Source organism: Ulvibacter litoralis (assembly GCF_900102055.1).
GTDB classification, from domain to species: domain Bacteria; phylum Bacteroidota; class Bacteroidia; order Flavobacteriales; family Flavobacteriaceae; genus Ulvibacter; species Ulvibacter litoralis.
This window is the reverse complement of sequence record NZ_FNBA01000002.1, coordinates 118,213-140,941: the sequence shown is the minus strand read 5'-3', so window position 1 is coordinate 140,941 and position 22,729 is coordinate 118,213. Positions and strand designations below refer to the sequence as shown.

At 35.8% G+C, this 22,729-nt stretch carries 24 protein-coding genes; 13 read left to right on the top strand and 11 right to left on the bottom strand.

The window, feature by feature from the left end:
- Window positions 1-6: 6 nt before the first annotated feature.
- Window positions 7-1,038: a polysaccharide lyase family 7 protein gene (locus BLQ00_RS06665; protein ID WP_093142252.1), complete on the bottom strand. Its 1,032-nt coding sequence runs from the start codon at window positions 1,036-1,038 to the stop codon at window positions 7-9.
- A 51-nt stretch (window positions 1,039-1,089) separates the two neighbouring features.
- Entirely contained in the window at window positions 1,090-3,399 is a 2,310-nt protein-coding gene (locus BLQ00_RS06660; RefSeq protein WP_093142249.1) for a chondroitinase-B domain-containing protein, read from the bottom strand.
- Between the two features lie 312 nt (window positions 3,400-3,711).
- Between BLQ00_RS06660 and BLQ00_RS06655 the strand changes: the two genes are divergently transcribed.
- From BLQ00_RS06655 to BLQ00_RS06625, 7 genes are all read left to right on the top strand, one after another.
- Window positions 3,712-4,593 (top strand): SDR family oxidoreductase, encoded by an 882-nt coding sequence (locus tag BLQ00_RS06655; RefSeq protein WP_093142246.1) that lies wholly within the window; start codon window positions 3,712-3,714, stop codon window positions 4,591-4,593.
- A gap of 255 nt (window positions 4,594-4,848) precedes the next feature.
- Window positions 4,849-5,613, top strand: coding sequence for a ParA family protein (locus BLQ00_RS06650; RefSeq protein WP_093142244.1), 765 nt, complete (start codon window positions 4,849-4,851; stop codon window positions 5,611-5,613).
- 6 nt (window positions 5,614-5,619) lie between these two features.
- Window positions 5,620-6,522: a ParB/RepB/Spo0J family partition protein gene (locus BLQ00_RS06645; protein WP_093142242.1), complete on the top strand. Its 903-nt coding sequence runs from the start codon at window positions 5,620-5,622 to the stop codon at window positions 6,520-6,522.
- Window positions 6,512-7,108, top strand: coding sequence for a DUF5683 domain-containing protein (locus BLQ00_RS06640; RefSeq protein ID WP_093142239.1), 597 nt, complete (start codon window positions 6,512-6,514; stop codon window positions 7,106-7,108). The genes BLQ00_RS06645 and BLQ00_RS06640 overlap by 11 nt, the downstream gene beginning before the upstream one ends.
- Window positions 7,105-7,806, top strand: coding sequence for a 4-hydroxy-tetrahydrodipicolinate reductase (gene dapB / locus BLQ00_RS06635; protein WP_093142236.1), 702 nt, complete (start codon window positions 7,105-7,107; stop codon window positions 7,804-7,806). The genes BLQ00_RS06640 and dapB overlap by 4 nt, the downstream gene beginning before the upstream one ends.
- Window positions 7,807-7,856: 50 nt before the next feature.
- On the top strand, window positions 7,857-9,431 hold the full coding sequence (lepB, locus tag BLQ00_RS06630; protein WP_093142234.1) for a signal peptidase I: 1,575 nt from the start codon (window positions 7,857-7,859) through the stop codon (window positions 9,429-9,431).
- A gap of 21 nt (window positions 9,432-9,452) precedes the next feature.
- Window positions 9,453-10,082, top strand: a complete 630-nt coding sequence (locus BLQ00_RS06625) for a WbqC family protein (RefSeq protein WP_093142231.1) — start codon at window positions 9,453-9,455, stop codon at window positions 10,080-10,082.
- Between the two features lie 28 nt (window positions 10,083-10,110).
- Here BLQ00_RS06625 and BLQ00_RS06620 read toward each other — a convergent pair whose 3' ends face one another.
- The 7 genes from BLQ00_RS06620 to BLQ00_RS06590 all read right to left on the bottom strand — a co-directional run bounded on the left by BLQ00_RS06620 (window position 10,111) and on the right by BLQ00_RS06590 (window position 16,337).
- Window positions 10,111-11,184 (bottom strand): endonuclease/exonuclease/phosphatase family protein, encoded by a 1,074-nt coding sequence (locus BLQ00_RS06620; RefSeq protein WP_229792613.1) that lies wholly within the window; start codon window positions 11,182-11,184, stop codon window positions 10,111-10,113.
- Between the two features lie 15 nt (window positions 11,185-11,199).
- Complete coding sequence (locus tag BLQ00_RS06615) at window positions 11,200-12,069, bottom strand: rhomboid family protein (protein WP_175445420.1); 870 nt, start codon at window positions 12,067-12,069, stop codon at window positions 11,200-11,202.
- A 6-nt stretch (window positions 12,070-12,075) separates the two neighbouring features.
- Window positions 12,076-12,813, bottom strand: coding sequence for a rhomboid family intramembrane serine protease (locus tag BLQ00_RS06610; RefSeq protein ID WP_093142226.1), 738 nt, complete (start codon window positions 12,811-12,813; stop codon window positions 12,076-12,078).
- Complete coding sequence (mutL, locus tag BLQ00_RS06605) at window positions 12,814-14,661, bottom strand: DNA mismatch repair endonuclease MutL (RefSeq protein ID WP_093142223.1); 1,848 nt, start codon at window positions 14,659-14,661, stop codon at window positions 12,814-12,816.
- Window positions 14,661-14,948 carry a riboflavin synthase subunit beta gene (locus tag BLQ00_RS06600; protein ID WP_093142221.1) on the bottom strand — a complete coding sequence of 96 codons (288 nt, stop codon included), beginning with the start codon at window positions 14,946-14,948 and terminating at the stop codon, window positions 14,661-14,663. Before BLQ00_RS06600 ends, mutL begins: the two co-directional genes overlap by 1 nt.
- Window positions 14,949-15,072: 124 nt before the next feature.
- Entirely contained in the window at window positions 15,073-15,570 is a 498-nt protein-coding gene (gene ribH, locus BLQ00_RS06595) for a 6,7-dimethyl-8-ribityllumazine synthase (protein WP_093142218.1), read from the bottom strand.
- 2 nt (window positions 15,571-15,572) lie between these two features.
- Window positions 15,573-16,337 carry a tetratricopeptide repeat protein gene (locus BLQ00_RS06590; RefSeq protein ID WP_093142215.1) on the bottom strand — a complete coding sequence of 255 codons (765 nt, stop codon included), beginning with the start codon at window positions 16,335-16,337 and terminating at the stop codon, window positions 15,573-15,575.
- Window positions 16,338-16,485: 148 nt separating this feature from the next.
- Here BLQ00_RS06590 and recF point away from each other — a divergent pair, with 148 nt between their 5' ends.
- From recF to BLQ00_RS06575, 3 genes are read left to right on the top strand one after another with little or no spacing between them, the layout of a single operon-like run.
- Window positions 16,486-17,565 (top strand): DNA replication/repair protein RecF, encoded by a 1,080-nt coding sequence (recF, locus tag BLQ00_RS06585; protein WP_093142213.1) that lies wholly within the window; start codon window positions 16,486-16,488, stop codon window positions 17,563-17,565.
- 9 nt (window positions 17,566-17,574) lie between these two features.
- Window positions 17,575-18,021 carry a lipocalin family protein gene (locus BLQ00_RS06580; protein ID WP_093142210.1) on the top strand — a complete coding sequence of 149 codons (447 nt, stop codon included), beginning with the start codon at window positions 17,575-17,577 and terminating at the stop codon, window positions 18,019-18,021.
- A 15-nt stretch (window positions 18,022-18,036) separates the two neighbouring features.
- Entirely contained in the window at window positions 18,037-18,333 is a 297-nt protein-coding gene (locus BLQ00_RS06575) for a DciA family protein (RefSeq protein ID WP_093142208.1), read from the top strand.
- A gap of 75 nt (window positions 18,334-18,408) precedes the next feature.
- Here the strand turns inward: BLQ00_RS06575 and BLQ00_RS06570 are convergent, their stop codons facing one another.
- Together BLQ00_RS06570 and BLQ00_RS06565 are read right to left on the bottom strand one after the other, a co-directional pair.
- Window positions 18,409-18,828 (bottom strand): nucleoside-diphosphate kinase, encoded by a 420-nt coding sequence (locus BLQ00_RS06570; protein ID WP_093142205.1) that lies wholly within the window; start codon window positions 18,826-18,828, stop codon window positions 18,409-18,411.
- Between the two features lie 65 nt (window positions 18,829-18,893).
- A complete protein-coding gene (locus BLQ00_RS06565; protein ID WP_093142203.1) occupies window positions 18,894-19,946 on the bottom strand; it encodes an alkaline phosphatase D family protein in 1,053 nt (350 codons plus the stop codon).
- A 77-nt stretch (window positions 19,947-20,023) separates the two neighbouring features.
- Between BLQ00_RS06565 and BLQ00_RS06560 the strand changes: the two genes are divergently transcribed.
- The 3 genes from BLQ00_RS06560 to BLQ00_RS06550 are packed head-to-tail and all read left to right on the top strand — an operon-like array spanning window position 20,024 to window position 22,714.
- Complete coding sequence (locus tag BLQ00_RS06560; RefSeq protein ID WP_093142200.1) at window positions 20,024-21,040, top strand: DHH family phosphoesterase; 1,017 nt, start codon at window positions 20,024-20,026, stop codon at window positions 21,038-21,040.
- Window positions 21,037-21,591, top strand: a complete 555-nt coding sequence (gldI, locus tag BLQ00_RS06555; protein ID WP_093142197.1) for a gliding motility-associated peptidyl-prolyl isomerase GldI — start codon at window positions 21,037-21,039, stop codon at window positions 21,589-21,591. Before BLQ00_RS06560 ends, gldI begins: the two co-directional genes overlap by 4 nt.
- Window positions 21,592-21,601: 10 nt before the next feature.
- Window positions 21,602-22,714: a peptidylprolyl isomerase gene (locus tag BLQ00_RS06550; protein ID WP_093142195.1), complete on the top strand. Its 1,113-nt coding sequence runs from the start codon at window positions 21,602-21,604 to the stop codon at window positions 22,712-22,714.
- Window positions 22,715-22,729 lie beyond the last annotated feature (15 nt).

The window sequence follows — 22,729 nt, the reverse complement described above, 5'->3', positions numbered from 1 at the left end:
CTTGCTTTATAAATTAGGATCGGTTCCTGGACCTACTGTTGCTTCTTTAAACCAAACTTCTGCATAACTTCCATTTGCATATTGCTTTGCTATATCCCCTCCATAGATTTCCGACTTCGTTGATTTTCCGTTCGCTTGGTTATAAGCGCCCTGTTTGAAATAATTAATTTCACCTGCATACGCAATTTCTCTTTCTACACCTACAGTTCGTCTTGATGCATACACGTCAATAATCTGTTGCGGAATACCCTTCTTTGTTGAAAAATCTGATTTCAATAAGTTTTTAGTGAATTTTATCGTTTCGTGTCCTTCACTTTTAAAAGTTAAATACATAATACCATTGTATACATTTACTTCGTAACTAAACGCTTCGCCCAATGCAATACCGTCTTTTGGTTCCGCAGGACTAGTAGTTTCATCATCACCAACAACCGAAAAATCGTACCCCCAAACGGGAGTAGAATAATCCCATCTTCCAGAGTTATCGCCTTCTGTATTAATTTCGTAATTCCAAAAAACAGAACCTTTTGTATGCCCTGGAAATTTTTTATAAAATATTTTAAGAGGTTCGTTTTCGTGTCCTTCGTCGCTATGAATTTGCCCCACAACAACAGAATAAGAAGACGCAACATTTGCATGTCCTGTAGTTGACACATGTTGTACCTTAAGAGTTCCTGTTAGTTTACCTCCTTCTTCAGGAATCCAATGTTTTTTTTCGCCTAACTCAGTCCTTGTATTACTTGATGTTTTTGATGTAATACCTGAATTTGGTGTTTTATACACTACCCAATCCGTATCTCCTTCATTTTCAACATAGAAAAAATCTTTTTTCTCATAATTCATTAAATCTTCTAAATGTGTACCATCTCCCAAAAGAATTTTCCATTTGTCCATAAACGGAATAACATCACTAGGAAATTTTGTTTCAGAAACACTTTCATTTTCAACTTGAACAGCCGTACCTGAAGCATCTTTAGAAGTATTTTTACATGCAAAAGCTGTAAAAATTATGATTATAATGATTAGCGTTTTTTTCATTTTAAGGGATTTTATTACATTTTATAAGATTCCAACCTGCGCAGGAAATAATTAATACATCAATGTCATCACTAAATTTTCTTCCGTTTTAATCTGCCCTGAATTAACTAGAGTATTATCAGACTCTACATTATTTTTTGCGCCCCATAAAATAGAAACAAACTCAACAGGATTATTTTTGAAGGTATTTTTAGTGATATTCACATTCACAATACCATTGTGATTTAAGAGTCTTTTGTTTTTCTCTTTTGCACCGCAATTTGTGAATGTGTTGTTAGAGACTAAAAGATTTCCTCCAATTGTAGATTCATCATACCCCCCTCTGTAATAGTCTACAACATTTTGTTTTACGTTGTTGAAATCACAATTATCTATGGTTAAATATTCTGTATTATAATCTCCTCTATCGTTTGTTTCTTCAGATAATTCGATGCCATTTTCGCAGTCTGCAATAGATGTATTTTTAAATGTAATTTCTTCTGAATAGGATTGTTTATACACTCGTAACACATAATTAAAATTGCTGATTTCAGAATCTATAACTTCTAAACCAAAATGATTCGACATATTCTCTTTTAAACTTGCAAAGGCATAATTTGAAGCATTTCCTTTTAAGATCATCTTATGTACTGTCAATTTTCCTTTAGGTTGTAAAGAAAATAATGGAGTGTCAGATGCTCCAGAAAAGACAAGTTGTGCTGTACCTTCCGACTGAATTGTAAGTGTTTTATTAATTACTAAAGATTTTGAAATTTCATAAACACCGTCCGCCACAGCAATAATATCGCCATTATTGGCAGCAGCTATTTTAGTTTGTAATTCTTCCGCCTTCGTTACTGTATGCGTTACTGGAGCTGTAGTTTCAATTTCGCTAGAGAACCAAGAAGCTCCATATTTGGATGTATCTAAAATAGCCGGATCAACAACATCGACACCTACAACAGCACCAATAGTCTTACTGTCTTTTCTGGAGTTTCCGAATAAATCTCTTTCAATCGTATTGAAATCAAAACCATGATAAGCTTCCACATCATTAGGAACACCTGTCGGTATTAAAATGTTATCTGCTATCTTTTTCAACTCTAAAGAGGCTGGGATAATTCCGCCGTCAAAGTCCTTAAAATTCACCCCTTGATTATCTACTATATTATTTTTGAACGTTACGCCGTCTGCTTTGTCATTTTCAATAACAATATGTTCTAAACCTTTTTCATTATATACAACGTTATTCGCAACAGTAGTTCTAATGGCTCTTGCCGAACGGATTTCTGATTTAGGCAACACATCTGCTTGTGCAATATTTTGTCCTACACCAAATTGCCAAGGCGCACTACAGTTTACATAGGTATTATACGCAACCACTACATCTGTTACTTGATTGTAACGATTTAAGGGTGATTTTGGAATTCCATTCATAACTGCCAACGGACTTCTAAAGCTTTTTCCTTTTAAATTGAAAAAATAATTATTGGTAACCCAATGTCCAGTATTTATAATTCTGATTCCGCCATATTGCTCATTTACGCCATCACCAATAAAATAATTACCATCAATAGTCACGTAATTTCCATGACGGGTAACTACAGAACCTTCACTCTTATAAAACACATTATTTCTAATCTCATTAAAATTTGTTTTACTAGAAATTATTTCTACTTCCCCATTACACTCCTCAAATAAATTGTTCGCAATTGTTGTATTACTTGGACTCATAGATGTAAAGCTACTTCCCAACTGAATAGTTTCTCCTCTTGCTCCACCCTTTCTAGGTCGAGGGCCGAAATGGTTATTTATAATTTTATGGTAATTTTTAATACTTTGAACCCCTTTTAAATCCACTCTAACTGTTGGTCCTCCGTTTGTTTTTCCAGCGAGATAACAATTACTCAACTCGTTGTATCTTCCGTAGAACTGCACCCAAAGATCATCGTCGTCCCGTTGTAGTTTATTAAAATCTACAATAACACAGTTTGTCACTTTACAGTTATTTGCTATTGTATTTTCATCGATTCTGAAAGCGATTACATTTTCAGAAGGAGAATATCCATTTCTAAAATGTAAACCACTAACCTCTAAATATTCACCCCCAAAAGCTAGATTTGAAACACCTTCAATAAAAACTTTTCCTTCGGTTTCTGCCTTAATAGTTATAGGATTGTCTTTGGTCCCTTTACCTGTAAATTTTATTTCAACATCTTTCCAAATACCATTGGCTAAAACAATGTTGTCTCCAGGGGTAGATTCATTAATAGCTTTGTTTAATTCTTCTATTGTTGAAACTTTTATAGTACTAATAGATTTTGTCTCATTACAAGCTGAAAACAAAAAAAACAAACATATAATTGACAGTATTTTTTTCATATGAGGTAGTAACTTTAAACCAAAAAGGCCGTTAAATGAATCTCGCAAATGATTGGTAAACCAAACTGGTAAACCAATTTAATAATCTCAAATATAAACATAATTAGGTGCGACACAAATTTTCATCAATCAAAGTTTTAAAAAAATGATGTTTCAGAAAACGTAAACCAACGTTTAAATCCTTCGCAAAGCGCTGAATATCAAATGTAACGTCATAAAAATAGATTAAATAGGTTTACCAACGCCAAATATTTACTATGCAAGCATAGCACTTTGAAGAGTATTCTGTACTTTTACTAAAAATTATTTAAAATGAATTTTAAAGCAAAAATGTTACGCGATGATGCGTTAAAAGGGAAAACGATTGTAGTAACTGGTGGTGGAAGTGGTTTGGGAAAATCGATGACGACGTACTTCCTTGAATTGGGTGCTAATGTGGTGATAACCTCAAGAAATATAGAAAAACTACAAGCCGTTAAAACAGAACTAGAAGCACAAACTGGCGGAAAGGTACTTCCTGTTCAATGTGATGTTCGAAATTACGATGAAGTTGAAGCTTTGGTTGCTGCTTCCGTTGAAGCTTTTGGCAGTGTTGATGTATTACTAAATAATGCAGCGGGTAATTTTATTTCACCTACCGAGCGTCTTTCAGCAAATGCCTTCGATACCGTTATAGACATAGTATTAAAGGGAACAAAAAACTGTACGCTTGCCTTCGGGAAGCATTGGATTGATAAAAAAGAAACCAATAAAACTGTACTTAATATAGTGACAACCTATGCCTTTACAGGTTCTGCATATGTGGTTCCAAGTGCTACCGCAAAAGCGGGAGTATTAGCACTTACAAGATCACTCGCTGTAGAATGGGCAAAATACGGAATGCGTTTTAATGCCATTGCTCCAGGTCCTTTTCCTACCAAAGGTGCATGGGATCGATTATTGCCTGGCGATTTAAAAGAAAAGTTTGATGCCGCAAAAAAAGTACCTTTAAAACGTGTTGGAGAACATCAAGAATTGGCAAATTTGGCTGCATATTTGGTATCAGACTTTTCGGCTTATATAAATGGTGAAGTTATTGTAATTGATGGTGGCGAATGGTTAAAAGGTGCCGGACAAATGAATTTATTAGAAGAAGTACCAGAACAAATGTGGGACATGCTTGAAGCTATGATTCGCTCAAAAAAGAATAAATAGCAATTAATTTGATTCTTTTTTGAATCATTTTTTGTTCATAAACAGGCAACATTGAATACCCAAGCATAGGTTTCATTTGCCTGTTTTTTTGTACACCATGCGCTCACAGCAACAATAACAACATAAGTTTCAAAGTGTTGATTCTTTTTATGAAATTAAAAATTGCTTATAATTTTGTTGATTTTCTGTTAACAAAATTCATTTTCAAACCGCATAAATAATCGTATTTTTAACTCTTAATTTTAGAAGAAATTAATGGGCAAAATCATTGCTATTGCAAATCAAAAAGGAGGCGTTGGAAAAACAACGACCTCAGTTAATTTAGCCGCTTCCCTAGGGGTTTTAGAAAAGAAGGTATTATTAATTGATGCAGATCCCCAAGCCAATGCTACATCTGGACTGGGTATTAATGTTGAAGAAGTTGAGGCAGGATCCTATCAAGTGCTTGAGCACACGATCGATCCTAAAGACACTATCGTAGCTACAACATCTCCTAATGTAGACCTTATTCCTGCGCATATCGACCTTGTCGCTATCGAAATTGAATTGGTAGACAAGGAGAATAGAGAGTACATGCTAAAAAAAGCAATTGAAGGGCTAGCTAAAGATTACGACTATATTTTAATAGATTGTGCTCCTTCATTAGGGCTGTTAACACTTAATGCATTAACTGCCGCAAACTCTGTTATAATTCCTATTCAGTGTGAGTACTTTGCATTAGAAGGACTTGGAAAATTATTAAACACTATTAAAAGTGTTCAAAAAATACACAATCCCGAACTTGATATTGAAGGATTATTACTAACCATGTACGACTCTAGATTGCGTTTATCGAATCAAGTCGTTGAAGAAGTAAAGAAACATTTTTCAGAAATGGTTTTTAAAACAATCATTCAGCGAAATGTACGTTTAAGTGAAGCTCCAAGTTATGGAGAAAGTATTATTAGTTACGACGCAGGTAGCACAGGTGCTAATAATTACTTAAGTTTGGCGCAAGAATTAATTCAGAAAAACAAGTAGGAGTAGATGGCGAAAGCGACAAAAAAACAAGCTTTAGGTCGTGGTCTTTCAGCATTATTGAAAGATCCTTCCAATGATATAAAATCTGTAGACGACAAGAATGCAGACAAGGTAGTAGGAAGTATTGTTGAGCTAGATCTCAGTTCGATTGAAGTAAATCCTTTTCAGCCAAGAACAAGTTTTAATGAAGAATCGCTTCGCGAATTAGCATCTTCTATTCGTGAATTAGGAGTAATACAACCTATAACTGTTCGTAAATTAAATTTCAACACCTACCAACTGGTAAGTGGTGAACGTCGTTTCCGAGCCTCCAAATTAATAGGTTTGGAAACCATTCCAGCCTATATTCGAATTGCAAACGATCAAGAATCGTTAGAAATGGCTTTGGTGGAAAACATTCAACGTCAAGACTTAGATCCTATCGAAATTGCGCTATCCTACCAACGTCTTATTGAAGAAATTCAAGTTACTCAAGAAGAATTGAGCGATCGTGTAGGTAAAAACCGTTCTACAATTGCCAATTACCTCCGTCTTTTAAAACTAGATCCGATTATCCAAACTGGAATGCGCGATGGCTTTATATCGATGGGTCACGGAAGGGCTTTAATCAACGTAGACGACCCCACCGATCAGTTAGATATTTACGAAAAAATTGTTACCAACAACCTTTCGGTTCGTGATACTGAAGCTATTGTAAGAAACTACAAAGCTGACACCGGTAAAGCGGCTTCACCTGCTAAAAAATCAATCCCTTCATTCGCAAAAGAAGGAAAAACAGAACTTTCTACCCTTTTTGATAGTAAAGTTGATGTTAAAGTTACCACTTCTGGTAAAGGACAATTAGTAGTTCCTTTCAAAAATAAAGAAGATTTCCAACGTATTCTGAAGCTTATTAAAGGTGAGAAATAGGGCACTATATATCCTATTCTTTTTATTGGCAACGTCTCTTTTTGCCCAAAAAGCAGATTCTCTAAAAGTAAAAGAGATTTCTGGTTTGGTAATTCAAGATACCTTGATTTTTAAAGAAACATACGACCCTCTAGCCCCAGCAAGAGCTGCGTTTTATTCGGCTGTGGTACCAGGATTAGGACAAGCATACAATAAAAAATACTGGAAAATACCGTTGGTGTACGCAGGAATGGGTGCCGGTGTTTATTTCTACCTTAGAAATGACAAGGATTACGATCGTTTCAGAGATGCGTACAAAAGAAGACTTGCCGGTTTTACCGATGATGAGTTTTATGGAACTGGCACTACCCCAACAATATCGACCTATCGATTGGTAGATGCACAAATTGATGCACAAAAAAACAAAGACATTAGTATAATTGTCACCGTGGCTTTTTACCTTTTAAATATTGTAGACGCCAATGTAGACGCCCATTTTAGGCAATTTAACGTCAGCGACGATTTGTCTATACAACCTAATTTAGATTTTAATCCTATACATACACAAGCAAATTACGGCTTGTCTTTTACCTATCGTATAAAATGAAAATAGCACTCCTCGGATATGGAAAAATGGGTAAAACCATTGAAAAATTAGCCTTACAAAAGGGACATTCTATTGTATATAAAAGCACGAGTAATTCTTCGGAAGGGAATATCACAGAGGCAGATGCTGCCATTGAGTTTTCTTCTCCTGAAGCGGCTGTTAACAATATTCAACGTTGTTTAGAGGCTGGTATTCCCGTTGTTTCAGGAACTACAGGTTGGTTGAATCAATACGATGAAATCATAAAGTTATGTGAACAACGTAACGGAAGCTTCATCTATGCGTCCAACTTTAGTGTTGGCGTTAATTTGTTCTTTTCATTAAATGAACAATTAGCAACATTGATGGAACCGTGGAAAGATTATAATGTTTCTATAGAAGAGATTCATCATACAGAAAAAAAGGACGCCCCTAGTGGAACCGCTATTTCTATTGCTGAAGGTATTGTTAAACATTCAGAAAAGAAAAGCTGGACTTTAGACGAAGCAACCACCGATGAAATCAAAATTACTGCCAAGCGCATCGACGATGTAAAAGGTACTCATGTTGTTTCGTATGCTTCAGAAGTTGATACCATTTCAATTTCACATGAAGCACATTCTCGTGACGGATTTGCCATTGGTGCAATCGTTGCTTCAGAATGGCTTGTTGGTAAAAAAGGTATCTTTACCATGAAAGACGTTCTAAATATTAAGTAAAGAATATAAATTACTCTGAAATAAAACTTTCAGATTAAAACATAAAAAAAATGAGTTGGACAGGTTGGTTACTATTTATCCTAGTTATTCAAGTAATACACTTTTTAGGAACTTGGAAATTATACGTTAAAGCAGGAAGACAAGCTTGGGAAGCCGCTGTACCCGTTTACAATGCTGTGGTATTAATGAAGATTATCAATCGCCCTTGGTGGTGGACCATCTTACTGTTTATTCCAATTGTAAACCTAATTATGTTTCCTGTGGTTTGGGTAGAAACACTGCGTAGTTTTGGGAGAAATAGCACAACAGATACGCTATTAGGAGTCCTTACCTGCGGATTATACATTTACTACATCAACTACACTCAAGACGTTACATACATCAAGGACAGAAGTTTAAAACCACGCACTTCGACTGGAGAATGGGTGAGTTCTATTCTCTTTGCTGTTGTTGCAGCAACAATTGTGCATACGTATGTAATGCAGCCGTTTACCATCCCAACTTCATCACTAGAAAAAACATTATTGGTGGGAGATTTTCTTTTTGTAAGTAAGTTTCATTATGGAGCTCGTACACCTATGACGCCGATTTCCTTTCCTATGGTTCACGATACGCTTCCGTTTGTAAAAAACAAGTCGTATTTAAAAGAACCTCAGATACCTTATTTCAGATTTCCTGGCTTTCAGAAAATAAAACAAAACGATATTGTAGTATTTAGCTGGCCACCGGATACCCTAACAAACATTACCAATCCGTATTCGAAAGTAGACATAAAGCCGCTTGATAAGAAGTCGAATTATGTAAAACGTTGTGTTGGGATGCCTGGCGATTCTATCGAAGTGAGAGATGGATATGTGTATATTAATGGGAAACAAAACGAATTACCAGACAGAGCTAAATTGCAATTTGGGTATGCATTTAGAACTAAACAGCAACTAAATCCAAGTTATGCGGCGGAACGATTTGACATCACCGACCTCTACCCTATGGACAATCCGCCAAGTTATAGAGTGTTTAGAGCTTATATGACGGACGAAGCGTATGAGAAGTTTAAGAAGTACCCAGACTTAGATACCATCTTTAAAACAACTGCTAAAGCAGGCGAACGTGATAATAGAACATTTCCTCACAGCCCGAATTACGCTTGGAATACCGATCACTTCGGACCGATGTATATTCCGAAAGAAGGCGCTACTGTAGCGATTACTCCTGAAACATTACCATTGTACAAACGTATTATTGAAGTGTATGAAGGAAGTGAAATTGGGATTGAAAATAAAATTTCACAGTCTGGAAATCAAGTACTCCTAAACAACGAACCGCTTACAGAATATACCTTTAAAATGGATCATTACTGGATGATGGGAGACAATAGAAACAATTCGCAAGATGCGCGTAGTTGGGGATTTGTACCCTTTACTCATGTAGTTGGAAAACCTGTTTTTGTTTGGATGAGTTGGGATAGCAACGCAAAAGGTATTATGAATAAAATAAGATGGGAACGTTTGTTTACTACCGTTGGCGGTAGCGGAGCTCCTGTTTCTTATTTTAAGTACTTTTTAATTTTACTCGCAGGTTGGTTTGTATTTGACTTTTTCAGAAAAAAGAAAAAAGCAAATAAATAAACGTTTTAAGTAGTATCGTTTATGAAGAAAATCATAATACATCCTGCGTATTTTCCACCAATCTTACAAATGGTGGCAGTCGCGCAGGCTGAACATATTGTGTTAGAAATACACGATAACTACCAAAAGCAAACCTATCGAAATCGCACCTATACCGCGCATAATAACGGTGAGTTACTATTAAACATTCCTATAAAACATCTTAAAAAAGGCGTGCGTCAACAGATGCAAGCGGTTCAAATTGAAAATGATTTTCCTTGGCAATCACACCATTGGAAATCTATGAAAACAGCCTATAGAACCTCTCCTTTTTTTGAATATTATGAAGACGAATTAGCGCCTTTATTTGAAACGCCTGCGAATTCATTATTAGAACTCAACCTTCAAATATTTGATCTTTTATGTGACCTTATTGGAATTACTGCGGAAAGATCTACTTCGGAAACCTATGATAAAACACCCGAAGCTACCGATTTACGGTTCTTAATTGATATTAAAAAAAACAAGGGATATACACTAGATACTTACACACAAGTTTTGCAAGCACATCACGGTTTTTTACCCAATCTTTCAGTGTTAGATTTACTTTTTAATGAAGGTCCGAATACATTAAACTACTTGGAGTCGCAACAGATACAGTTTATCAAGTAAAGCTTCAATTACTTAACAATACAGTCTATTACTCTTCTGAAGCTTCCGAAGAACTATTCCAACCAACGGTTGCACTCACAGGAAAGTGATCTGAAAAGGTTTCTTTAATAGACTTATACTTCAGCACCTCAAAATTTTCCGAAGTAAAAATAAAATCAATTCGCATGGGATAAAAATCGAAGAGATACGTAGTGCCAATACCCGTTCCTTTTTCAACAAAAGCGTCTTTCATGTCTTCAGAAATTTGATTGTAGATGTATGAAAATGCGGTATTATTAAAATCGCCACACAACAATACAGGATGCTTCGTTTTTGCTTTGTGGGCTAGAATTTTTTCTACCTGATCTTGTTGCTCCATAAAACTAGTCGCCATACGTTTTCGCAATTTTGCCTTATCTCCTTCTTGCAAATAAGCTACAGAAGGTAAAACGCCCATCGAACGCAAATGCAAATTGTACAAACGAATCGTGTCTGTTCCTTTTACCACGTCGGCGTAAATGGTATTGTTGTAGGTGTTTTTAAAGTCGAAAGCTCCCGTATTTACAAGGGGATATTTAGACAAAATAGCATGTCCGAGCGCATTCTCTTTTAGTTCTCCTTTTTTGTTTTTATTTTTTCTGAAATGAATGTATTGATAAGGATATCCTGAAAAATGAATGGTACTATCTCTATAAAACTCTTGAATAAATAGTACGTCGGGTTTTTCGTCTTCAATTAATTCTGAAATAATATTGGGTACATTTTTCGTCGGAAACTTTTGATAGTTATTAAACAAACGAACATTATACGATAAAACATTCAGCGTTTTCTCTGAATTATTTGGATGGCTTTCTGAAGAAAACTCAAAAAAGGAATGAAACATAAAAAAAGAAAGCACCAAAACAATGATAGACAAGAGTGCTTTTCGTTTTCTACGAAGTAACCAATACACTGCAAAAAGTGCATTAACCACTAATAAAGGTGAAATGGTTAACGTAAGCAATGAAAGCGTTGGAAAAGATTTGGGAGGGATGTAGGGTAAGACAAAAAAAAGTACTAGCAAGAAAGCAGCGATGCTATTTAGCAAGTAGATGGTATTTCCAAAAAGTCCTATTTTTTTCAATAAAAATTTTTAATGTTATTCTTTACCTGCTTTAAAAAGGAAATCTTTTTCGGCTTTGGTTAAGCTTTCATACCCACTTTTTCCAATCTTATCTAATATCGCATCTATCTTCTTTTGGTTTTCAGAAGTGTTGCCTTTTTGTGTAACGCTAGATGATTTAGGTTGTTGTGTTCTGTGTACTTTCTTGAAAGGTTTTTTAGTTCTTGGTTTAAACAAATCTGTAACCCAATCCATCGCATTTTCAAACCAAATTCCGATGTCTTTTCCTTTTCCTAATTGTACTGCGTATACATATCCAAACAAAGCACCCCCTAAGTGTGCTATAAGTCCGCCAGCGTTACCAGAAGTTGGAATCTGAACAAGATCTAACAGCAAAAAAAACACTGCAATATGCCACAATTTAATGTTGAACATAAATATGCGCATTTCTGTATTTGGTGTATAAGTTGCGATAAATACCATAATAGCCATCACAGCTCCCGATGCACCTATCAAACTTCCTGTAGTTGTAGTAAAAACTGGAAAGATATTATACGCGATTACATATAACAATCCGCCAAAGAAACCACCTAACAAATAAATTGTTAGCAGTCGTTTGGGAGTGAAAAGATTTAAAATAATGGTTCCGAACCAGTACAACCACAGCATATTAAAGAGTACATGCCATAAGCCAAAATGCAAGAAACTATAGGTAAACAAAGACCAAGGTTGCAGTATTAATTCACTTAAATTTTCTGGCAAAACAAACCATTTCACTAAGTTTCCTTGTGTGGTTCCAAAAAAGAAGGAAGCCAAATAAACCGTTAAAAATATAACAGCGTTAATCGCTATAATTTTTACAATTATGTTTGCCGTTTTAAATTGATATGTTAGATTATTTGCCATAATGTGTTAATCCCAACGACGGTCGTTAAAACTGTTTTTCTTCCAGTAATATGCCATTACAAAACCAAATAATGCTCCTCCAATGTGCGCCCAATGTGCAATTCCGAAAGGAGAACCTGTGATTCCGAAAATTAAATCTCCCAATATAATCAACGGAATAAAATACTTCGCTTTAATAGGCACAGGAATAAACATGAGCATTAAAGCTACATTAGGAAACATAAGACCAAATGCAACTAAAACTCCGTAAATCGCTCCAGAGGCCCCTACTGCAGGAGTATTAAAGGCAGAGAACATGGTATTAATTTTATCTTGAGAGACCGTTTCTAAAACACGATTACTTCCTCCAGTTCCCGTCGTTAAAAAGTCAGTTACATTACTTTGACTCCAACCAGCTTCAAGTAAAGCTGTAGTTACACTTTCTACTTGATAGTAATTAACCAAGGTATGTATTAATGCTGCTCCTATTCCTGCTGAAAAATAAAAAAATAAAAATTTATTTCGTCCCCAACGTTGTTCTAAGGGCGAACCGAAAGCCCAAAGCCCATACATATTAAACAAAATATGCATGATACTTCCATGCATAAACATATGCGTAATGGGTTGCCAAATTTTAAAATTCGGACTATCAAAATAGTATAATGAAAATAATTTATAAGCTACGTCGCCAGTAACCATTGTTCCTACAAAAAAAAGGACATTTACAATAATTAGCGCTTTTACAGTATCTGTTACATTCCCCATCTAACTAAATTTTTTATCAAAGTCATTCACATTCATCGTTATTAAAACTGTCTTATTATTCGGAGCCACACTCGGTTCCTTACAAGCAAATAACTGATTTACTAAATGTTCCCGTTCTTCTCTGTTTAAAGGTACCCCCGTTTTAACCGCCATACTCTTTGCCATGCTCTTTGCCAGTAAGTCGTTCTGACTAAAGCCAGCATCGGGAACTTCTTCTTTAATATCTTTTATCAATTGCTCTAAAACAGTTCCTACGCTGCTTTCTACAATTGAAACTGGAATTCCACTAATTTCAAAAGCTTCTTCTTTCAAGCTTGAAAATACAAATCCTGTTTGCTCTAATTGCTCCTGAATTTTCTTCAGAATTTCAATATCAGGCTTTGAAAAATGAAACTGTAAAGGAAACAACAATTGCTGACTTACAGCTTCTTGTACGGTTATATTTTTCAGTAATTCTTCATACAAGACACGTTGATGCGCCAAATGCTGATGAATAATCATCATTCCTGTTTTAATAGGACTAACAATATACTTATTATGTAATTGAAAAGTGGTTTGTCCAACCTCTTCTGTTTCTTTTTCAAAAAGCTTTCCGGTTACCTCTTCGCTTTCAAATTCTATATTTTGAAAACCAGATTGAAGCTCACTATCGTCATCTTTAAGTCCAACATATAACGATTCCCAAGAACTTGTCTTTTCGCGTTGGTATGGAAACTTAATATTTGCTTGAGAAGGCTCTTTTTTAAAAGGATTGAATGAGCGATCTACTTCTATAGTGGGTGTTACAGGCGATTTTTTACTGTACTCATAAGGCGTATCAAAACCTGCATCTCTATTAAAATCTAATACAGGCGCAATACTAAACTGACCTAGACTGTGTTTTATGGTAGAACGAAGCATCGCATACATTGCGTGCTCATCGTCAAATTTAATTTCAGTTTTGGTGGGATGGATATTGATATCAATCGATTTCGGATCTACATCTAGAAACAAGAAATACCCTGGATTCATACCGTCCTTAATCAAGCCTTCAAAAGCAGCAAGCACTGCATGATGCAAATATGAACTTTTTATAAAACGGTCGTTGACAAAGAAAAACTGCTCTCCCCGGCTCTTTCTCGCAAAATCTGGTTTAATGACGAATCCGCTAATTTTCAGAATTTCGGTTTCTTCGGTTACAGGAACTAACTTTTCATTGGTTTTCGCACCAAAAATGCTAACAATACGCTGTCTCGAATTACTTTGCGGCAATTGAAACACATCGCTTCCATTGTTCATCATAGTAAAGCCAACCTGAGGATGTGCTAATGCTACGCGATGAAACTCATCAATAATATGACGCATTTCTACGGTGTTACTTTTTAAAAAGTTACGTCGTGCTGGAATGTTATAAAAAAGATTTTTTACTGAAATCGTGGTTCCCTTTGCAGTTACCACCGCGTCTTGAGAAACCACCTGACTTCCTTCAATAACTATTTTTGTTCCTACTTCGGAAGCTTCTGTTTTTGTTTTTAACTCGACGTGTGCGATTGCAGCAATCGAGGCTAATGCTTCTCCTCGAAAGCCTTTTGTATTTAAACTGAAGAGATCTTCTGCCGATTTAATTTTTGAAGTTGCATGACGCTCAAAACACAAGCGAGCATCAGTCGTGCTCATTCCTGCACCATCGTCAATAACTTGCACAAGCGTTTTACCCGCATCTTTAATAACTAAGGTAATTGTAGAAGCACCAGCATCGATGGCATTTTCTAGTAATTCCTTCACTACTGAAGCTGGGCGTTGAACGACTTCCCCTGCAGCAATTTGATTCGCTACATGGTCCGGTAAAAGTTGAATAATGTCTGTCATTATTTTAACGAGAATATCGACAAATCGAAATCAATAATAAATAGGAAGATGAAAATGAAAAGCGTTACAATCAGTAAAATTATTCGGTTGGAATTCCGATTTGATTTATCTTGAATATCATCCCAAACATTTATAAACTTCCCTTTAAGTGATGTATTTTCACCTACCGTTTTACGAAATTTATCAAATTTATGTTCAATCTGAAATGGATTACCCTCCCCTTTATCGTCAAAATAACGAGGGGTATAATCAAATTTTTTATTCTTGCGTCTATTTAAAACTCCCATAATTGTCGTGTTTCAAAGTTACTTAAAATATGACAGTTTTTTTACTTCAAACTGCGGTAAATTTTACACAATTACCATACCGAAGTACCGCTCAATTATTCAGAATAAAATCAGAAAAGAAGATTTAGAACTTTGCGTCCTTACGTAGTTGCGCCATTTTTATAGCTGCAATGGCTGCCTCGGTTCCTTTGTTTCCATGCTTCCCGCCGCTTCTATCAATAGATTGCTGCTTGTTGTTATCGGTAAGTACACAGAACAGAACAGGAATATCATACTGTACATTTAGGTCTTTAATTCCCTGCGATACGGCTTCACACACATAATCGAAATGCTTGGTCTCCCCTTGTATCACATTTCCAATAGCGATCACTGCATCTAGCATGTCATAACTCTGAATCATACGCTTGCTACCATACACCAATTCGAAACTTCCTGGAACGTTCCATCGTACAATGTTTTCACTAATAGCACCACAATCTAACAAAGCGTCAAAAGCACCTTGAAACATGCCTTCGGTTATTTCTGGATTCCATTCAGAAACAACAATCCCAAACCGAAAATTTTTCGCGTTTGGGATTGTTGCTTTATCGTAAATGGATAAATTATTATTTTCTGTAGCCATTTCTAGTTCATTGCTTCAGCTCTCCCTAAACCTGCTGTTGCTTTAGTAGCTTCAGTAGATGTTGGATATGTTTCTGTAATTTCAGAGAAAAAGCTAACTGCTTTAGATGCATTACCTAATTTTAATGCTGTAGTTCCAGCTTTCAATAAAAATCTAGGTGTAGTAAATTCGTTTACATTCATCTTAGCCGCAGTTTCGTAATAACTTAATGCTTTATCATCTTGTCCTAATTGAACAAATGCATCACCAATAGCTCCTTTTGCCAAAGGACCTAAAACAGCATCATCACTACTAAAGTCATCTAAGTAACTGATAGCTTCTTTGTAGTTGTTCGTATTTAAGTATGCCATTCCAGCGTAATACTTAGAAAGGTTTCCTGCTTTAGTACCACCGTAGTTATCGATGATATCTAAAAATCCGTATTTCCCTTCACCACCTGTAAGTGATAAATTGAATAATGAATCTTTAGCCTCAGCTGTTAACGCTTGCTCAAAATAAGTTTGCGCTTGAAACATTTCATTGGTTGCTTCTACTTCTTTAGGTTTTTGAACAAACTGTTCGAATGCCAAATAACCCAACACACAGATAGCGATTACACCAATAAATCCTAAGATGTATTTTTGGTTTTTCTCTACCCACGCCTCCGTTTTAGACGCACCTTCATCTAATGTATTAAATACCTCAGCCGTAGTACTTCCTTCTTCAATATCTAACTCCTTTTCGACTTTAGTTCTTGGTTTACCACCACGTTTCTTGTACGTTGCCATAGTTTTGTTTGTTGAAGCGCAAAAATAAAATATTTATTAGAATTTAAAAGGGAAAAGATTTCTTATTTTTCAATAATTTGCAGTCCTGTTTTTAGTGCTTTTCTGAAAGAAATTATCTCTAAAACAAAACGGTAACTTATTAACTACTATGCTTTTAAACAAATTATCACTACTAAACTATAAAAATTTTGAAACGGAAACTTTTTCGTTCGACCCTAAAATCAATTGTTTTGTAGGACATAACGGCGTAGGAAAGACGAATGTTTTGGATGCTATTTACCATTTATCCTTCGGAAAGAGTTATTTCAATCCAATAACGAGTCAAAACATAAAACACGGAGAAGATTTTTTTGTAGTAGAAGGCGAATATGAAAAAGAAACAGGCTCCGAAAAAATACTCGTCAGTGCGAAAAGAGGACAGAAAAAAATTATAAAACGAAACGCCAAAGCCTACGAAAAATTTAGTGAGCACATTGGTTTTCTACCTTTGGTTATTATCTCCCCTTCCGATCGTGATTTAATTACCGAAGGAAGCGACACTCGTAGAAAATTTATTGATGGTGTTATTTCACAAGGAGACTCTAAATACCTACATACCTTATTAAACTACAACAAGGTGCTTGCACAACGCAACTCTTTATTAAAGTATTTCGCAGCTAACAACACCCACAATCAAGATACGGTAGATATATACAACGAACAGCTACACCAATACGGTACAGAAATCTTCAATAAAAGAAATCAGTTTCTAGAAGACTTCACGCCTATTTTCCTCAATAGATACAGAGCGATTAGTAGCGGTTCTGAAACCGTTTCGCTAGCCTATAGCAGTCAGTTGAAAGAAAAAGACCTTTTGTTACTACTACAAGAGAACGCATTAAAGGACAAACTGTCGCAATACACCAACTTCGGAATTCATAAAGACGACCTTAGTTTTGAAATTGACGAACATCCTATTAAAAAGTTTGGCTCGCAAGGACAACAAAAATCGTATTTAATCGCTTTAAAATTAGCACAGTTTGATTTCATAAAGCAACAAAGCAAGGTAAACCCTATCTTATTGTTAGATGATATTTTTGACAAATTGGACGAACAACGCGTAGAACAAATTATTAATTTGGTGCACGACGAAAACTTCGGACAATTATTTATAAGCGACACACATGCCGATCGCACCGAAAATGTAATTAAGAAGGTTGGACAGTCGTATAAAATGTTTAAATTATAAAACATACCAATGAAACTAAATACACTATATATAGTACTAAGAAATTGTATAGTTGCTGCAAGTTTACTAGTATTCATTTCCTGCGGAAAGATGGATCCTTCAGCACAAAAAGAAAAACTGAGCGGTTATTGGCAAATTGAAACTGTTGAACTTCCTGACGGAACGAAAAAAGACTTTTCCTTTAGCGCCACACTCGATTACATATCACTTTCCGAAGAAAAAGGAATGCGCACAAAAGTAGCTCCAAAATTAGATGGAACCTTTCAAAACAACGGCGCTTCTGAAAACTTCACCACTAAAATTGAAGACGACAGCTTGCGACTCTATTACTCAACGCCTTTCGATACGTGGAAAGAAACCGTACTTGTAGCAACCGACAGCATCCTTAAAATTAAAAACAAAGAAGGCAAAATATACGCCTATAAAAAGTTTGTAAAGTTTACCTTTGACAACTAGAAAACATACATCAAATTGGCAAAAAGAAAAGCAGAAAACACCAGTATTAGCGACGTTTTAAAAGATTTTATTCAGAAAAACAATCTAGAAACTGGATTGGACAAAGTGGATGTAAAAGCTGCGTGGAGCAATGTTTTAGGACCTGCGATTTCAAACTACACCACCAATATTGTATTAGAACGAGACACGCTTTTTGTACAATTAAGCTCATCTGTACTGCGTGAAGAATTAAGCTACGGCAAAGAAAAGATAATTCGCATTCTAAACGAGGAACTCGGAAAACAACTTATTACAAAACTCGTATTGCGATAAGCTAATTATAGCGCAAAAAAAAGCGCCATCCACTTGACAAGGATGACGCTCTTCGTATTCGTATTATGATGTTGCTTAAAACATATCTCTTCCTGAGAAATGGAAAGCACCTTCAATAGCAGCGTTTTCGTCACTATCACTTCCGTGAACAGCGTTTTCACCGATAGAAGCAGCATACATCTTTCTGATAGTACCTTCGGCAGCATCAGCAGGGTTTGTAGCTCCAATTAACGTACGGAAATCTTCTACAGCATTGTCTTTTTCAAGAATAGCAGCAACAATAGGACCACGAGTCATATATTCTACTAATTCACCATAGAAAGGTCTTTCGCTATGAACTGCGTAAAATGCTTGTGCATCGGCAGTAGTCATTTGCGTTAATTTCAATGCTACGATTCTAAAACCTGAAGCATTTATTTTTTCAAGAATTGCTCCAATGTGTCCTTTTTCAACACTATCGGGCTTTAACATTGTAAACGTTCTGTCTGTTCTCATTACTTTTTATAAATTTTGTGCAAAAATAAACTTTTAAGTATCATACACAAGCTATTAACCATAGTTTAATATTGCTGTACTAAAGATTCTAATATTGTATTTTCTTTTCCTCTAAGCTCCATCGTTACTTTATTCGCATTAAAGTCAAATTGAAGTACCCCAAAATTAAGGTCTTTTATAATCTTTCCTTGTCTATATTCATTAGGGGTATCTGGACTTTCAGGATAGGTATGCGTTAATCCGCTCGTTGTAAAATCGACTAACGGATAGGAGAGTCCCGGAATATTTTTAACCGAAAACTCACCCAAATGACGATCGCCACTAACCATTAAAATATTTTTCGCTTTTGCATTGGCCAACACTTTTTCCATTCGCTTTACTTCTAATGGGAAGTTCCCCCATTTTTCCCAGCCGTGTTCGTACGCCAAAAACTGAATACTACTTACGATTAATGTAAAATCTGCATCTGTATCATTTAATTGTGCTTCTAGCCATGCCCATTGAGTGTCGCCTAAAACCGTTCCGCCCTCTCCTTCTTTCCAAGGTTCAAAACGCCAGCCTTCAACTGTACTTTTCTTTAACGAATCTCGAAACGTACGGGTATCTAATAAAATCACTTTTACGTTTCCTTTAGCCGTTTCATACTTCTGCGTATAATATACTCCTTCTTGCTTCCGAAGTGAATCATTTTGAGGCACATTCAAGAAATCTAGCAATACTTGTTGCGCTTCTGCTTTCTTCTCCCATTCTACACCCGCATCATTTTTACCATAATCATGATCGTCCCACGTACCAATAACTGTCGTTGCCTCAGTTAACTTTTTATAGTCTGAATTTGCAAGCACTTTATCATAATCAGCTTTCATTTTAACCATATCGGCAGTATCGGCATATACATTATCGCCTCCCCAAATAAATACATCTGGTTTGTTTTCTAGAATAGGTTTCCACAGAGGTTGTTCTCTATTTTGATCGTTGCAACTTGCAAAAACAATGGTGAAATTTTCTTTTTCTTCGGAAGGTTTTTCAGTTGTGACACCTTCAGTTGTAGCTTCTTTTTTAGGTTGCTTGCATGAAACTAACACGGCACCGATAATACATAAAGTTAAAATTCTCATTTTGAATATATTTTTAGATCCTTCAAAAGTAAGAAATCAAACATTACCTAAATACTAATTAATTGTATCTTCGCCCTATGAATTCTGAAACAACAACTACGGTTAAAAACCTACTCAATACGCCTAAAAAAATTGTAATTATTGGCCATAAAAATCCCGATGGAGATGCGGTCGGCTCTTGCTTAGGTCTTTATTTCTTTCTGAAAGAACTCGGACATGCACCTACCGTGTTAATGCCGAATGATTTTCCTAGTTTCTTAAAATGGATGCCAGGTTGTGAAACTATTCAGTTGTATGAAAAAGATCAGAAAGCAGGAAATTCACTAATTGATGAAGCGGAACTTATTTTCACCTTAGATTTCAACCATTTAAGTAGAGTTGGCGATTTGCAACAACCGTTAGAGACTAGCAATGCTCAATTTGTAATGATCGATCACCACCAGCAACCCGATACGTATGCGGTGGCTACTTATAGTGACACCTCGATGAGTTCGACTGCCGAAATGGTATATCATTTTATAAAAGCGTTAGGTGGCTTAGAAAAGTTAAATCCTGAAATCGCAACCAATTTGTACACAGGTATCATGACCGATACAGGATCGTTCCGATTTCCATCTACCACTGCTGAAACACATCGCGTCATTGCGCAGTTAATGGATGCGGGAGCAAACAATGCCGAAATTCATCAAAACATATACGATACCAATAGTCCAGACCGAATGAAACTTTTGGGAATTGCACTAAACAACCTTACCATTCTCCCAGAATATAGAACAGCATACATCACGTTAACACAACAAGAGCTAGATTCTAACAACTTTAAAAAAGGAGATACTGAAGGTTTTGTGAACTATGCGCTTTCTATTGAAGGAGTTATTTTTGCAGTAATATTCATAGAGAATAAACAAGAAAATATTGTAAAAATGTCCCTTCGAAGCAAAGGCGACTTTTCTGTTAACGAGGTTGCAAGAACCCACTACAATGGTGGCGGCCACATTAACGCTGCTGGCGGAAGAAGTTCACATTCTCTTAACAAAACTATTACTGAATTTATTAGTATCTTGCCCTCTTATAAAAATGCACTCAACCAATGATGGTTCGCTCACTTTTAGTCCTTATTGTATGTAGTTTAGGAGTTTTATCTTGTAAAAGTCCTGAAGCTAGACGCCCTGTACAAGCTGCTTCTGGTTCTTTCATAAAAGAATCTGCCGAACGCAATAAAAAGATTTATGAAAATGAAAAAGCAGCGATTCAAGATATTATAGATGCAGATTCAGCACATACCTATCTTGCTTCCGACAGCGGGTTTTGGTATTATTATAACACCAAACAAGATTCTATAGCGGCTGTAATGCCTGAGTTTGGCGATGTTATTTCCTTTACTTATAATGTAAAAGATTTGAATGGCACTACAATTCTTTCCGAAGAAGAAAACGGATTACAACATTACAAAGTAGATCAAACCAACCAAGATTTAATCTCAGGGATTCGAGATGGTGTTAAATTAATGAAAGTAGGAGAAACTGTTACGTTTCTTTTCCCTTCGTATAAAGCCTATGGCTACTACGGTATCGAAAATAAACTAGGGACAAACATCCCTGTACAAAGTAAAATAACCTTAAAATCAATTGAACAAAACCAATAACTATTTATTTATGAAAAAAGCAACATTTTTATTAGTACTCCTAACCTTGACATTTGCCTCTTGTCAAAATAAATACCCTGATTTAGAAAAAGGTGTTTATGCTGAATTTGTAACAAACAAAGGAACTTTTGTAGCTAAATTATACAACGACAAAACGCCACTTACTGTTGCTAATTTCGTTGGTCTATCTGAAGGAACTAACGATATGGTTGATTCTCTTTACAAAGGGAAAAAGTTTTACGATGGTTTATCGTTTCACCGAATTATCAAAGATTTCATGATTCAAGGTGGTGATCCTAAAGGAGATGGTTCTGGAAACCCAGGATACCGTTTTCCTGACGAGTTAGATCCAGAATTAAGACACGACAAAAAAGGAGTTTTATCGATGGCTAACTCTGGACCTGGAACCAACGGAAGCCAGTTTTTTGTAACGCTTAAAGAAACACCTTGGTTAAATGGAAGACACACTGTTTTTGGTGAAGTTGTTTTAGGACAAGAAGTAGTAGATTCTATTGGATCGCTACCTACAACAAAACCAGGCGACAAACCTGTAGAGCCTGTTACGATTCAAACTGTAAACATTATCAACACTTCTGGTCAAAAAATACCAATGTTTAGTGCTGAAATGGAAAAAATTGAATTAGAGAAAAAAGCGAAAGCTGAAAAAATGAAGAAAGTTGCTAGCGAAACTGCTGTTGCTTTGAATGAATTAAAAGCGAAAGCTGACGAATTACCTTCTGGTGTAAAAGTTCATTTTACTGCTAAAGGTGAAGGTGTACAACCAAATGAAGGCGCTAAAGTAAAAATTAACTACGCTGGGTATCTTGCTGATGGAACTTTATTCGATTCTAACATTCGTGAGGTTGAAGAAAAATACGACATGCTAAATGCGACGAAAGTTGCTAAAAACGGATACGTTCCTATGGTTTCTGACTACAGTAAAGATGCTGCATTAATCCCTGGATTTAAAGAAGGATTATTATCAATGAGCATTGGCGACAAAGCAACCATCTTTATCCCATCTCAATTAGGATACGGAGAACAAGGTGCTGGAGGCGTTATTCCACCAAACTCTGACTTAGTTTTTGAATTAGAATTAGTTGGATTGGCAGATGGTCAATAAGCCCTTAAACCAATA